Below are 14,226 nucleotides of genomic sequence, written 5' to 3'. Positions count from 1 at the left end.
TACCGAGAACACTGACAACACTGAGAACACAGAGAACGATACCCAATCGTGCCTTATCGATACCTTACGGAGATATCCCGTGCGGATATCTTACGTCGGGTATCCCATACAGGTTTATAATATCAGGAATATCGGTATATTGGGAACAGATCCCGAATATACCCGAAATATATCCGAAATATATGGTAAATATATCAGAAACGTATTCAAAACGGGAATACAGTAAAATCAGGAGTTAAAATGACCGATATAAGAGAAAGAGTTTCCGAAGACCGCGGTCTTCTCAAGAAGATTCAGATGGCGATACCCGGATATCGCGGTTACCGTATCCGTGAAGACCTGAGAATCGCGGATTCGATGTTAAGACTTCAGATCGCCGACAGAATGCGCGACGAGGTCTTAAAGCCGCTCGAAGATATCCGCGAGGTCTGCAGCCGCGAGCTTGAACTGGATTTGATGAACGACATTGCGGCGGTAATCTCGGCGGCAAAGACGACGGAAGCCAAGATTCGCCATGCTGAACAGGGTTATTCGGGTATCTCGCCCGCATACCGCGTTGCCGACGACGAACTCAACACCCTCTACGAGTATGACCTCTCGCTTCTCGGCGGAGTCAACGATCTGGCGGGTTTTACCGCGGCATCACTATCCGCGGCCGAAGGCGGCGACTTTGCGACCGTAAAGGCAAATGCGAAGAAGACGCGTGCCGGGTTAAACGAGCTGCAGAATCAGTTCGGAAAGCGTATTGAAACAATGGCCAATCTCGGAGCGATATAATGGGATTATTTTCTTCTAAAACAAGCACAAAAATAGGGTCCGGCAGCGATCTCGACGGTGCCGAGACACGCAGCGGATTCTACTGGGTCGAGGATCACAAAGGCGACAACGTCATGTGGCGTCTGCCCAGAAACATCGTCTGGAACGATAACGTCCTTGTCCGCGAGGACGAATTCGGTATCTTCTTCCGCGACGGCAAAGCAATGCAGTTATTCGACAGACCCGACAGGTATGCACTGACGAGTCAGAATGTGCCAATCCTCGGCACAATCGGCAAGGCGATTACGGGCGTTACCCAGATAGGAGAGTTCTACTGGGTTCAGAAACGCGAATTCCGCGACAAGTTCGGAACGAGCCAGCCCCTGGCATTCCGCGATGTCGATTTCGGCGTCGTCCAGCTGAGAATGTTCGGTCAGTTCTCCTACAAGGTCGTGGATCCGCTTCTCATGATCACGCAGTTTGTCGGCACCAAGGGTCTTACCCAGTCCGACGAGATCGTCTCATGGCTTAAGGATCAGATTGTGATGGTCTTAAACGACACTCTCGGCGAGCTTAAGACCAAGAAGCAGATGGGCGTCCTCGATATGCCCGCATATCTTCAGGAGATCGAACAGATCTGTCTGGGTAAACTGACGACCGAGACCGAGGTCTACGGTCTGAAGATCATGAAGTTCTCCGGTCTTAACATCAATATGCCGGAAGAGGTTCAGGATGCCATCAATAAACGCGGTGCAATGTCGGCTCTCGGCGTTAACTACATGCAGTACCAGTCCGGAAAGGCAATCGAGAATATCGGCGTCGGCGCTTCAAAGGGCGGCGAAGGTGCCGGATTTGCCATGATGGGCGCAGGTATGGGTGCAGGTATGGGTATGGGCGGCATGATGGCGCAGGGAATGGCAGGCATGACCGGACAGCCCGCACCTTTCGGAGCCGCACCCCAGCAGCCCCAGCCGGCACCCGCGGCGGCAGCCGGAGCAGGAGCTGCGGCAGGAGCGGCAGCGGCAGACGCGGCGGGCATGACGAAATGCGCAAACTGCGGAGCGGCAATCAAGGCAACGGCAAAGTTTTGCCCAGAATGCGGAACCAAGGTCGAGGCTGCCCCCAAGAAGTCCTTCTGCACCGAGTGCGGTGCCGAGCTTGCACCCGGCGCCAAGTTCTGCCCCGAATGCGGAACAAAGCAGTAATCTGACAAAAATCAGATAATATCCGGTAAAATCAGATAAAATCAGATAATATCCGGTAAAATCAGACAAAATCAGACAAAACAGAACTAAAATTCATTTTCTTTTTTTTATTTTTTTTATAATCACGGTTTTTTTTAATCGCTTCAATTCGGATAGATTTTTTAGCACCCCGTGACAGAGTAAAATAAGTGAATTTGTGAGGCTGTCATCATGTCAAAGATACTTATCGTTTATTACTCCCGCAAGGGCGAGAACTACTGGAACGGCGGTTTGAAAAACCTCGAAAAGGGCAATACCGAGCGTGTAGCCGAATTTATACGGAAGGCTGTCGGAGGAGATATCTTCGAGGTGGATACCGTAAAGCCGTATTCCGAGAGCTACAATACCTGTATCGAGGAGGCAAAAGCAGAACTCCGTGCAAATGCACGTCCGGAGATTAAGGCGTATCCTCCGGATTTCGAGAGCTATGACACCATATTCATCGGCTATCCCAACTGGTGGGGTACGATGCCGATGTGCATGTTCACCCTTCTGGAGAAGTATGACTTCACCGGCAAGACCGTAATTCCGTTCTGCACGAATGAGGGCAGCGGCATGGGCGGCAGTGAGCGCGACTTAAAGAATATCTGCAGGGGCGCAACCATAAAGGCGGGGCTTTCGATTCGAGGTTATAAGTCCGCGGAGAGCGAGAGCACGGTCGCCGCATGGGCAAAGAAATCTCTCTGAATTTTCTGAAAATATCTCCCCGAAACTATTACCGGGAACTTTTTTTTGAAAATAATTTTTTTAAAATAAAAATCGTAAAAAAATGTGATTTTGGATTCTGATTGATTCGGATTTATTCCGTTCACTTTCTGCTCTTTGCGATAACGGCAATAATTCCGGCGATTGCCGCGACGAGCACAATGGCTGCGATCAAAAGCACCGGGTTGATTGCCGAGTAGTTCATTACGACAAGCACGAGACCGACGACTGCAAGTGCCGCGCCTCCGCCGATAAGCATGGTATCCGTCTTTCCGACGATTGCCCCGAGAACCGCGGTGACGGCACCCGTACCGAGGAAGAAAATTCCGACGCATGCCATCAGAGGCATATTGAATACTATTCCGAAGATAACGGCGGCTGCAATGAAGAGGATAATCGACAGCCATGCCAGATTAAATCTTGTATTATCTACACTCATGATATGACCTTTTTACTGTAACAATCGAAACTGACTGATATATTTAAAATTGATGCATGTAATATATAGCAATTTCGCGGGATATTCCAAAACTTTCGACCCGAAAATGAAAAACGGGAAAAGAAGAAATTGAAAGAAAAATGAAAAAGGTATGGGGTATCAGTTTCTGAAACTGTGAATCGGTGCGGGGATTCTTCCGCCGCGGTTCACGAAAGCCGAGCAGTCAAAGGTATTTATCTGCTGTATCGGTGCGGAACCCCAGAGACCGCCGAAATCAATCGAATCGCCGACATCCTTGCCGACGACGGGGATAAGGCGGACCGCCGTCGTCTTCTGATTGACCATTCCGAGCGCAGCTTCGTCGGCGATGATTCCCGCTATCGACGATGCCGGTGTCTTTCCGGGTATCGCAATCATATCCAGACCGACCGAGCAGACACAGGTCATAGCCTCGAGTTTCTCGATTGTGAGCGAACCGCGGTTGACGGCATCGATCATGCCCTTGTCCTCGCTGACGGGGATAAAAGCGCCGCTGAGACCGCCGACGAAAGAACTTGCCATGACGCCGCCTTTCTTGACCTGATCGTTAAGAAGCGCAAGCGCCGCTGTAGTGCCCGGCGCACCCGTCGATTCCAGACCCATCTCTTCGAGGATCTCGGCAACGCTGTCTCCTACGGAGGGAGTCGGCGCAAGCGAGAGATCTACGATGCCGAAGGGCACATTCAGTTTCTCCGAAGCCCGCTGAGCGACAAGCTGACCGACGCGGGTGATCTTGAAAGCCGTCTTCTTCACGGTCTCGCAGAGAACCTCGAAGTTCTCGCCGCGAACCGATTCGAGAGCGTGCTTGACGACACCCGGACCGCTGACGCCGACATTGATGATTGCATCCGCTTCCGTAACGCCGTGGAACGCCCCCGCCATGAAGGGGTTGTCATCCGGCGCATTGCAGAAGACCACGAGCTTTGCGCAGCCGAACGAGTCGATATCCTTTGTTGCCTCCGCCGTCTTCTTTATGGTCTCGCCCATGAGTTTGACGGCATCCATATTGATACCCGTCTTGGTCGAGCCGATATTCACGGAGCTGCATACCCTCTCGGTGCAGGAGAGCGCCTTCGGTATGGAGAGAATGAGGTTCTTCTCCGCGGGCGTCATACCCTTGGAGACCAGCGCCGAGTATCCGCCGAGGAAGTTGACGCCGAGCTCGGTTGCGGCTTTGTCGAGCGTCTTTGCAATCTCTACGAAGTCATCCGGCGACTTGCAGGCGCTGGCGCCGACGAGCGCAATCGGCGTGACCGAGATTCTCTTGTTTACGATTGGGATTCCGTATTCCAGCGCAATCTCGTTGCCGACCGGCACAAGGTTCCTCGCAAGCCTTGTAATCTTCTCGTATATCTTATTGTTCAGCGTTTCAAGGTCAGAATCGATACAGTCCAGCAGACTGATACCCATGGTGATTGTTCTGACATCGAGCTTCTCCTGCTCGATCATTTTGTTGGTCTCGTGGACTTCAAAGATGTTTATCATGTTTTTGCGTAATTTTTGCGTAATTAAGCGTTATTTATCGTGCGGTCAAACTGCGATTGCCGGCTGCGACCGCCTCAGATACGGTGCATCTTTGTGAAGATCTCCTCGTGCTGGCATTTTATCTTGACGCCGAGACCTTCGCCTATCTTCTCGAGCTCGGTGACCATTTCCGAGAACTGCGCCTTTGAACTGCTCGTATCCACTATCATCATCATGTTGAAGTATCCCTGAATGATCGTCTGCGATATGTCTTCGATATTGATATTGTTCTCGGCAAGATATGTACAGACTTTTGCGATAATTCCTACGGTATCTTTTCCAACTACGGTTATAATCGTTTTACTCATTTTTCTCTCCAAATACGGTTTTTCCCTGCCGTAATGACATCGGCATTATGCCAATCCGCTATATTCATTTGCATTATATGATGATAACTGAATCCCTTCGCATGCATCGGGATGCAATGATACCCTCCGCTATCCCCTTGCCTTAGTATGCCCTATGCTTCCTTCGGATGACTTGAGATGACTTCGCATGACTTCCTCTGCATTTGGGAGAATGCTTATCTATTTATTCCGCTGCGGTAATTTTAGGATATTATGCAGAGAGATATCGGCATGGAATTCATGGCGGCGTCGAACTACCCGCCCGAAACCCGGACGGACGAGCAGAATGGTCTGCCGAGACCGGAGAGTCCCGATAATTCAACCGGTCCCGATAAAATAATCTTTAAACTGCCCTCCCCCAAGGATACGTTATATTCTTCACATTCGGTTTACGGAGGTTCCTGCGGTTCCTGCGGTTGCGAAGACCCTGCGGCAGATCCGGAAGGCTTTGGCGGTCCGAACGGGCGCCGGTCGCTCTTTGAGATCTTGAGAACGCGGCGGAGCATAAGGCGATACAGCGCCGAAGAGATAAGCGCCGAATGCCTCTCCTATCTCCTCTGGGCATCCTGCGGGATATCGGGAGAATCCGATGGGTTTCGAACGGCACCTTCGGCGGGGGCAATCCATCCCGTAGAGACCTCTCTCTCGATTCAGAACTGCTCGTGGCTGCCGAAAAAGGACGGCATCTGGCGTTACAATCCGACAGAACATGAACTCTCGCTTGTCGCGGAGGGCATAGATGCCGTTGCCGGACTCGGACGTGCCTGCATGATGCAGCCGCAGGTTCTGAGAGCCCCGGTCGTATTTTTCTGGACGGCAAAACCCTATCGTGCCGTCTGGAAATACGGCACCCGCGGTTATCGTGACATATTCCTTGATGCCGGTCATATCTGTCAGAATCTCTATCTGGCGGGCGTCGACGCGGATATCGGAGTCTGTGCAATAAATGCTTTCGCAGACGAAGCCGTGAAAGCGCAGCTCCGTCTGCCCGAAGACGAGATTGTCGTCTATGCCGCCTCATGCGGTCATAAGCGGCGGTGATCGCTCACCGAAGCCATCACACCCTAAACACTGCCTCACCCAATCCATCTTGCCATCCGCCGAATCTCTCACCCTATCTCCCGTCGGATTTTCGTTATACTTTTTGGGCAACCCTTTCACCCCATCCGAGACGCCTTTTTTTATCCGACAGTCTTCGGACATTTTCCGATACTGCGGCATATTTTCGGAATTTATCTGTAATGATAGATCATGATAAAACACTATATTTATGATGTAATAATCCAAAACTTTAAAAGATGAGTTTTGTAGAGATAATAGACAGTGCTAACAGTTTTGTTAACACCTATGTCTGGTACATCGCGTTTGTGTTCATCATAGGTATCGGTCTGTATTTCACTGTTAGAACTAAATTTGTCCAGATCAATCGTCTGGACGAAGCCTGCAAATTAGCGTTTACGGGCTTGAAAGAGGGTAGCGGAAAACACACCATCTCGTCATTCCAGGCATTCTGTGTCAGTATGGGTGCACGTATCGGTGTAGGTAACATCGCCGGTGTTGCCGCGGCAATCGTATACGGAGGTCCCGGTGCAATCTTCTGGATGTGGATCTTCGCATTCATAGGAGCCGCAACAAGCTTCGTCGAATGTACGATCGGTCAGATCTACAAAGAGAAGAAGGAAGACGGACAGTATCACGGCGGTCCTGCCTTTTACATCCGCAACGGTCTCGGAAAGCCGACATTTGCCAAATTTATTGCGCTTTTAATCATATTCACATACGGTTTCATGTTCATCGGCGTTCAGGCAAACAATGCAACCGCGGCATTCTCGACCGCGTTCGGCACCGATGTCATTGTCTTTGCCGTAATTCTTACAATAGTTGCGGCGGCAATCATCTTCGGAGGAATTACTCGTGTTGCAAAGGCATCCACCGTAATCGTTCCGATAATGGCGATGATATGGCTTCTTCTGGCACTGCTCATTACCCTTACGCACTTCACCCAGGTCTCGCTCGTAATCGAGACAATCTTTGCGTATGCCTTCGGCGTTCAGTCCTTCGTCGGCGGTACTCTCGGTGCGGCAGTGATGTGGGGTCTCAAGCGCGGCGTATTCTCCAACGAAGCCGGTATCGGTTCGATTCCGAACGTTGCCTCCTCGGCTGACGTAAAGCACCCCGTAAAGCAGGGACTTATCCAGTCCGTGGGTGTCTTAATCGATACACTTGTTGTCTGTTCGGCAACCGCGTTCGTTATCTTAATCTATCTCAACACAACGACAAACTACGTGGATTACGTAATTCCGACAACCATGGGCGGCGCACCGCTCGTTCAGGAAGCGGTAAGCTACACCTTCCTCGGATGGCTCGGACCTTATCTGATTGCGATATTCATGTTCGTCTTCGCTTTCTCGAGTCTGATCAGTTACTACTCGATGAGTGAGACAAACCTCAGATTCATCACCGACAAGAAGATGGCGTTCACGATTCTGCGTGGCGTAATCGTCCTTATGGTCTTCTTATCCTCGATCATACCGATGAGCCTCGCATGGGATCTTGCGGACACCTTCCAGGCGCTGATGGGTATCTTCAACATGGGAGTTCTGCTTCTGCTCAGCAAACACGCATTCCATGCCCTCAACGATTACTTCGATCAGAAGGACGAAGGTATCGAGGAACCGGTCTTCAATGCCGCAAGCATGTCGGACAAGACCGGCGTAACCTGCTGGAACAAGAGCGAATAAACAACGAATAAATATTGACTAATCGGTCGGAACGGCAAAGCCCGACCGTTTATTCTTTTTAATCGCGATTTTCCTGATTTTCTTTTTTGTTCGGTTTTTGTGAATCATATCGGCGTGAATAATTTTGGCGCGAATCTTATTTGCCGGATGATTTTGTCATGCCGTGTTTTTGCCGTGTGATATGTTTTATACTGTTCCCGCAGAATTAATATAGACAATCTGAAAATAGACAATCTGAAAAGTGAGATTCTCTTAAACGGGACATCTTAAAAGAGACAATAAAATGGCTGACGTTTACGACAAAGTTATGGAACTTGCAAAGAGGAGAGGCTTTGTATGGCCCTCTTCCGAGATCTACGGCTCGGTTGCGGGACTTATTGATTACGGTCCGCTCGGCGCGATGATGAAGAGAAAGATAGAGAACCTCTGGCGCGATTACTACGTCGCCCGCGAAGGATACTTCGAGATCGAGTGTCCTACCGTCGGAGAAGAGGCAATCTACATAGCATCCGGGCATGTAAAGGGTTTTGCCGACAAGATGGTGCAGTGCCCGCACTGTAAGGAATACCACCGTGCCGACCATGTCTGCGAGGCACACAATATCGAGCATGCCGAGACCAAAACGCTCGGCGAGCTTACCGAAATTTTAAGGAACCTTCCCTGCCCCGCCTGCGGCAAGACCTTCGACGGCGCCGAGGCGCACTACTTCAACCTCATGTTCCACACCACAATAGGTCCCGGAAGTCAGAGAACGGGTTACCTGCGCCCGGAGACCGCACAGGGTATCTTCACCGATTTCGGCAGACTTCTCAGATTCTACCGCGACAAGCTGCCGTTCGGCACCGTTCAGATAGGCAAGTCCTACAGAAACGAGATCTCGCCGAGACAGGGTATGATCCGTCTTCGCGAGTTTACGCAGGCGGAGGCGGAGATTTTTGTTCACCCGCAGCATAAGGAGCATCCGAACTTCGGGCGTTACGCCGACCGCGTAGTCCCTCTCCGCGGAATCAAGCAGCAGGAGAACGACGAAGAGCCGGTCGCGATTACGATTGGAGAGGCAGTCAAGAGCGGCATCGTCGCAAACGAATACGTTGGCTACTATATCGCGCTTACCCACGATTTCCTCATCGCCTGCGGCGCCGACCCCGCGAGAATCAGGTTCAGACAGCACCTTCCCGACGAGCGTGCGCACTATGCGACCGACTGCTGGGACGCGGAGGTCTTATCCGCGAGATTCGGCTGGGTCGAGGTCGTCGGCATCGCCGACAGAACGGATTACGACTTAAAGGCGCATGCGGCGCAGAGCGGCGATTCCTTCACGGCATTCATCCCGTATGACGAGGAGAAGAAAGTCCGCGAGATGAAGATTGTCGCTGACATGGGCGCTCTCGGACCGAAGTTCAAGGGCAAAGCCAAGGCGGTTGCCGAACTTCTTGCGGCATCGAAGCCGACCGAAAACGGCGCCGAGATCGTCCTCGACGGCGAAAAGATCCTCATCCCTCCGGAACTCTACAAGGTTCGCGAGCAGGAGACGGTCATCCGCGGCGAAGAGGTAAGGCCGCATGTCATCGAGCCTTCCTACGGTATCGACAGGATTCTCTATTCCGTCCTCGAGCACGCCTTCGACGAGGAGGACGTCGACGGCGAGACCAGAACCGTTCTGCGTATCTCAAAGAAGATTGCGCCGGTTCAGGTCGCCGTTCTGCCGCTCATGTCCCGTGACGGTCTCGACACCGTTGCACTCGAGCTTATGGCGGAGATTCAGGACGAAGGTCTCATTGCCCAGTATGACGATTCCGGCGCAATCGGACGCAGATACAGAAGGCAGGACGAGATCGGAACGCCGTTTGCGGTTACGGTCGATTACGACACGAAAGAGGACAATACCGTCACCCTCCGCGAACGCGATTCCATGAAACAGATTCGTATCCCCAAGGATCACCTTGCCGAGACCTTAAGGCAGCTCATCCGCGGCAAAGTCGCCTTCGAGAATCTGTAAAATCGTAAGAATCTCACAAAACACAATACTTTTTTTCATCGCATTCATCGCGGTTCCACTTTTTCCCCGCCCCGTTCTGCAAACAAACATATCAGAATAAGTTCAACTTTATGGTAACAATTCGGAGCCAGCAATGCAGTGCGGCAATGAGTGAGGCAATGCAGGACAGCAGGCATAACGGGGACGGCGGCAACATGGCGGAGAAGACGGCTGATAACACGGCTGAAAACAAGGCGGATAACAGGGACGACAACAGCGGCGTAAAATACGTAACTCATCCGCTCATCAGACCGGGGAGTCTTGAAGAGAGAAAGTATCAGATAGCCATTGCCGTGCACGCAACCGAAGACAATACTCTCGTCGTTCTGCCCACAGGACTCGGTAAGACCGCCGTTGCTCTCCTCGTCACCGCCATGCGCCTTCGTGCCTGCGGGGGCAAGATTCTGATGATGGCGCCGACAAAACCGCTCGTCGATCAGCATCTCAAGATGTTCTCGGATAAGCTCATCGAGCCAGACACCGACAGGGAAACCATGGGCAGCGGCTTTGCGCTCTTCACCGGCGAAACCCCCACGGACGAGAGAAAAGAGATGTGGAAGTCCTCAAGGGTGATCTTTGCGACGCCGCAGGTGATAAAGAACGACATCATCGCCGGCAGATACAGCCTCAAGGACGTATCCCTCCTCATAGTCGACGAATGCCACCGTGCCGTCGGAAACTACGCCTATGTCTTTATAGCCGAAGAATACATGAAGACCGGCAAAAACCCGCTCATTCTCGCCATGACGGCATCCCCGGGGAGCAAAGAAGAGAAACTCATGGATGTCTGTTATGCACTCTCTGTCAAAATCGTCGAGACAAGGACCGAGGAGAATGCCGACGTAAAGCCCTATATCCACGAACGCGAGATAAAATACGTCGATATCACTTTGCCCCCCGAACTCGAGCATGCCGTCATCGTCCTGAAGAAACTTCTGGAGATGCGCCTCAAGGGACTGGGAGAACTCGGATACATTGTCCCGAGCGCCGATAAACTTACGATGGCGGCGCTCAACAGCATAAACGTCCAGATTCAGCGAAAGATTGCCGAGCGGAACACGGATGCGTTTCTTGCGGCATCGGTCCATGCCGAGATCATGAAGATCCGCCATGCCGTGACTCTTGCGGAGTCGCAGGGCAGCGAGATCCTGAAAGCCTATCTCAATAAGCTCAGCGCCGAAGGCATGTCGCCGTCGGGCACAAAGGCAAGTCAGAGACTATGCCGCGACGAGCTCTTTGTTTCGCTGCTCAAAGATACCGATACGTGGGAATACGAACTGCTTCCCAAGTTCGAAAAGACCTTTGAGCTGGTAAGCACGCAGCTTGAGGAGTATCCGGAGAGCCGCATCATCATATTCGCAAACTTCAGGGATACCGTAACGGCTCTCTGCGATTATCTCGTGAAGAGAGGGGTAGACGCCCGCAAATTTATCGGTCAGGCATCTAAGGACAGCGTAAAGGGTCTTACGCAGAAGAAGCAGATTGAGACCCTCGGCGAGTTCAGGGACGGAGTTTTCAAGGTGCTTATCGCAACCTCGGTCGGCGAGGAGGGTCTGGACGTGCCCTCGACCGATATGGTCATATTCTATGAGTCCGTGCCGTCCGAGGTCAGGAGCATTCAGAGGAAGGGCAGGACGGGAAGGCACGGAAGCGGCACCATATACGTCCTCATCACAAAGGGGACGACGGACGAGACGTTCACGCACGTGAGCCGCGTCCGCGAAAAAGCCATGACGAAGGGCATCCGCAGTCTTTCGGCGACCGCGGCTTCGGGAGGGTTCATTGTGACAACCCCGATGTCCGGTCTCGGCACGGGCAACGGCACCGCGAATAGCGGTCAGCACGGCGGTCAGTCCTCGATAACGGCGTTTACCGGCGGAATTGCCGAAAACGGCACGGCAGTCGCGGGCGCGCATGCGGATAACCCCGTGCCGCTCGTAATCGCCGACGACAGGGAAGGCTCCTCAAAGGTTGTCGAGGCTCTTCACAGGTCGGGAATTTCGATGGGCTTTGAGCGGCTTGAGTTCGGCGATTACGCAATCGGCGACAGGATACTCGTAGAGAGGAAGACTGCCCGCGATTTCACGGATACGCTAGTCGAACGCGATTTAATCGGGCAGATAAAGCGCATGGCGGATGCGGCGATAAAGCCCGTCCTAATCATCGAGGGCGAAGACCTCTATACGCAGAGGAATCTCAACCCGAACGCCGTCAGGGGTGCGCTCTGCGCAATCTCAATCGGCATGGGCGTGAGCATTTTCCGTACGAAGACGCCGGAGGAGACCGCCGACCTTCTCTGTGTCATGGCAAAGCGCGAGGACAACACAACCGAAGGCGGGCTCAAGTCCCCGCATTTCCATAAGACATACCGCTCCAAGCGCGAGCAGCTTGAGTATATCGTCTCGGCATTCCCGGGAACGGGTCTTAAGAACGCAAGGATTCTTCTCGGGCATTTCGGAAGCATAGAGAATATCGTGAACGCTTCCGAGGAGGAACTGCGTGCCGTAAACGGCATAGGCGAGGTCTCGGCAAAAAAGATATACGAGACGGCAAGAGAGCGCTATACGGAGTTCTGAGCGCAGCTGCCGAAAAAAAGTATCTATTGTATTATTCTTGTATTATTCCAGTTTTTTGAGGATGTCGGCGCCGATGCTGACGGCCTGCATTAGCGCAACGCAGTCTTCGGGGCGTGTATCCGATTTTATGCGCCGGCAGAGGATTGTCATCGCCGCTTCAATCTCGCTGCGCAGTTCTTCGCATCCGCATTCGCATTCGCCGGACGAATCCGTGCATTCTTCGTCCGCGGCATCAGCCAGAAGTTTCGCTGCAGTCATATCCGATTCGGATTCAGTCGCGGCGTGTCCGTGTCTGCCTGCCTGTGCCGTTTTCTTCGTGTTCCTGCCGGCTTTTGAGCCTTTTGCGCTGTTTGTATTGTCAGAATTGTTTGCATTGTTTGCATTGTTTGCGGCTTTTCCGGTCTGCGCTTTATTTTCGCGGCAGACGACACAGTATGTCTCGCCGTTGACCGTGAACAACGGCGAACCGCATTCGGGGCAGGTCTTACCCAGCATCTTTGCGCCTTTAAGCAGGTACTCTGCCATTATCTCATCGGAACCTCTCATAAATTATCACTCTTTCTCGTTCATCTTATATATGGCGGTTGACTAAATTAATAATAGGATGTGATGTTTTATGGCTGACCCTCAAAAAACAATAAATTACTGCGTCCAGATGCTTTCCGCAATCATAGATGATTCCACAATACCCAGAAATATCAGGAAAGTAGCGGATGAGACGCGCAAGGTTTTATCCGACGATTCGCAGGCACTCGGAATGCGTGCCGCAACGGCGTTGTCGCTCGTCGATGAGGTCTCAAATGACCCGAATATGCCCGTTCATGCGAGAACACGCATCTGGGAACTTGTTTCCCAGCTTGAGACACTGCCGCTTGACTGAACGCGTCCGAATACAACAAATATAATCTTTTTTCAGAAACAATCCAAAAATACCGACAATCCGGCGTTTACTGATTCGGAATTAAGTAATTGACATCGGTATTTGACATCGGTATTTGACATTAATCAGAGTAAAAAAAAGAAGATAAGCAGTAAATCAATCAAAAAATAGAATTAATTAGATTGTGTTTCGTGCAAACTGCATTATTTCTTCGCCTATGACCGTACCGCCGGAAGGCATGGATGCGGTTACCTTGACAAGACCTATTCCCTTGTCGTACTGACCGAATTTCATGTCGCTGAACGGCACCCTGATTCCCGCAAGCGTACTTCCGTCACCCTGATCGGATGAGGTAACGGTCGCATAGCCCTTGTAGAGCACATTTCTGACACTCAGTTTGCGGTTCAGTGTGTCGTATTCGGGGCTGTAGATATCCACGTTCAACGATATCGTATATCCCGAGAATATAACTTTTCTGCCGTATGCGTCATAGAAGTTGAAATGAATCGTAATACCGTCGTTTCCGACGACACCGTCCCAGTCAACTGCTTCGACATCGAGGTCCATACTCCTTATCTCCGACGGCGTCGCATAGACCTCACCCGAGTGAATATATGTTGCGGGCACAGTCTCTCCGCCGTTGCCTGCCGGCGTCTCCGCTGCGGGCGCCTGCTGCTGTATAACGGTTGTCTGCTGCGGTATATACTGCACGTTTCCTCCCCCCGTCTTCATGAGATAATTATCCCAGATAATATATCCCATACAGGCGACGAGAGCGATTGCAATAAGCACAGTCAATATCTTTCCTGTTTCCATGCTCTTTCATTTGGAGAGTATAATTAATAATCTTGTTGGGACCGGCACAGTTGTCGAAAGAGAAACAAAAAAAAGTTGGGATTGTTGTTTCGGATTTTGTTTCGGATTTTGTTTGGGATAT

General features: G+C 51.6%; 13 protein-coding genes. 8 read left to right on the top strand and 5 right to left on the bottom strand.

Annotated elements, in window-relative coordinates:
- The first annotated feature begins 240 nt into the window (after positions 1–240).
- The 3 genes from T502_RS07935 (at position 241) to T502_RS07925 (ending at position 2,687) form a co-directional block, all read left to right on the top strand.
- Positions 241–777 (top strand): hypothetical protein, encoded by a 537-nt coding sequence (locus T502_RS07935; RefSeq protein WP_052359261.1) that lies wholly within the window; start codon positions 241–243, stop codon positions 775–777.
- Positions 777–1,961 (top strand): SPFH domain-containing protein, encoded by a 1,185-nt coding sequence (locus tag T502_RS07930; RefSeq protein WP_042706656.1) that lies wholly within the window; start codon positions 777–779, stop codon positions 1,959–1,961. Before T502_RS07935 ends, T502_RS07930 begins: the two co-directional genes overlap by 1 nt.
- 210 nt (positions 1,962–2,171) lie before the next feature.
- Positions 2,172–2,687 carry a flavodoxin gene (locus tag T502_RS07925; protein ID WP_042706655.1) on the top strand — a complete coding sequence of 172 codons (516 nt, stop codon included), beginning with the start codon at positions 2,172–2,174 and terminating at the stop codon, positions 2,685–2,687.
- A gap of 121 nt (positions 2,688–2,808) precedes the next feature.
- Here T502_RS07925 and T502_RS07920 read toward each other — a convergent pair whose 3' ends face one another.
- The 3 genes from T502_RS07920 to T502_RS07910 all read right to left on the bottom strand — a co-directional run bounded on the left by T502_RS07920 (position 2,809) and on the right by T502_RS07910 (position 5,015).
- Complete coding sequence (locus T502_RS07920; protein ID WP_042706654.1) at positions 2,809–3,144, bottom strand: hypothetical protein; 336 nt, start codon at positions 3,142–3,144, stop codon at positions 2,809–2,811.
- Positions 3,145–3,303: 159 nt separating this feature from the next.
- Positions 3,304–4,668 carry a PFL family protein gene (locus T502_RS07915; RefSeq protein WP_042706653.1) on the bottom strand — a complete coding sequence of 455 codons (1,365 nt, stop codon included), beginning with the start codon at positions 4,666–4,668 and terminating at the stop codon, positions 3,304–3,306.
- Positions 4,669–4,742: 74 nt separating this feature from the next.
- Positions 4,743–5,015, bottom strand: a complete 273-nt coding sequence (locus tag T502_RS07910) for an ACT domain-containing protein (RefSeq protein WP_042706652.1) — start codon at positions 5,013–5,015, stop codon at positions 4,743–4,745.
- Between the two features lie 252 nt (positions 5,016–5,267).
- Here T502_RS07910 and T502_RS07905 point away from each other — a divergent pair, with 252 nt between their 5' ends.
- The 4 genes from T502_RS07905 (at position 5,268) to T502_RS07885 (ending at position 12,409) form a co-directional block, all read left to right on the top strand.
- Complete coding sequence (locus T502_RS07905; RefSeq protein WP_052359260.1) at positions 5,268–6,095, top strand: SagB/ThcOx family dehydrogenase; 828 nt, start codon at positions 5,268–5,270, stop codon at positions 6,093–6,095.
- Positions 6,096–6,352: 257 nt separating this feature from the next.
- Entirely contained in the window at positions 6,353–7,795 is a 1,443-nt protein-coding gene (locus T502_RS07895; RefSeq protein ID WP_042706650.1) for an alanine/glycine:cation symporter family protein, read from the top strand.
- 283 nt (positions 7,796–8,078) lie between these two features.
- Positions 8,079–9,794 (top strand): glycine--tRNA ligase, encoded by a 1,716-nt coding sequence (gene glyS, locus T502_RS07890; protein WP_042706649.1) that lies wholly within the window; start codon positions 8,079–8,081, stop codon positions 9,792–9,794.
- Positions 9,795–9,940: 146 nt separating this feature from the next.
- A complete protein-coding gene (locus T502_RS07885) occupies positions 9,941–12,409 on the top strand; it encodes a DEAD/DEAH box helicase (RefSeq protein ID WP_245597788.1) in 2,469 nt (822 codons plus the stop codon).
- Between the two features lie 42 nt (positions 12,410–12,451).
- Here the strand turns inward: T502_RS07885 and T502_RS07880 are convergent, their stop codons facing one another.
- Positions 12,452–12,934, bottom strand: coding sequence for an Sjogren's syndrome/scleroderma autoantigen 1 family protein (locus tag T502_RS07880; RefSeq protein WP_245597787.1), 483 nt, complete (start codon positions 12,932–12,934; stop codon positions 12,452–12,454).
- Between the two features lie 91 nt (positions 12,935–13,025).
- Between T502_RS07880 and T502_RS07875 the strand changes: the two genes are divergently transcribed.
- The gene (locus T502_RS07875) at positions 13,026–13,289 is read left to right on the top strand and encodes a UPF0147 family protein (RefSeq protein ID WP_042706647.1); all 264 of its coding nucleotides are present in this window, start codon (positions 13,026–13,028) and stop codon (positions 13,287–13,289) included.
- A gap of 177 nt (positions 13,290–13,466) precedes the next feature.
- Here T502_RS07875 and T502_RS07870 read toward each other — a convergent pair whose 3' ends face one another.
- Complete coding sequence (locus tag T502_RS07870) at positions 13,467–14,105, bottom strand: hypothetical protein (protein ID WP_157197504.1); 639 nt, start codon at positions 14,103–14,105, stop codon at positions 13,467–13,469.
- Between the last annotated feature and the right edge of the window lie 121 nt (positions 14,106–14,226).

Source organism: Methanomicrobium mobile BP, assembly GCF_000711215.1.
In the GTDB taxonomy this organism is placed as follows: domain Archaea; phylum Halobacteriota; class Methanomicrobia; order Methanomicrobiales; family Methanomicrobiaceae; genus Methanomicrobium; species Methanomicrobium mobile.
This window is presented reverse-complemented; position numbering and strand designations above follow the sequence as displayed.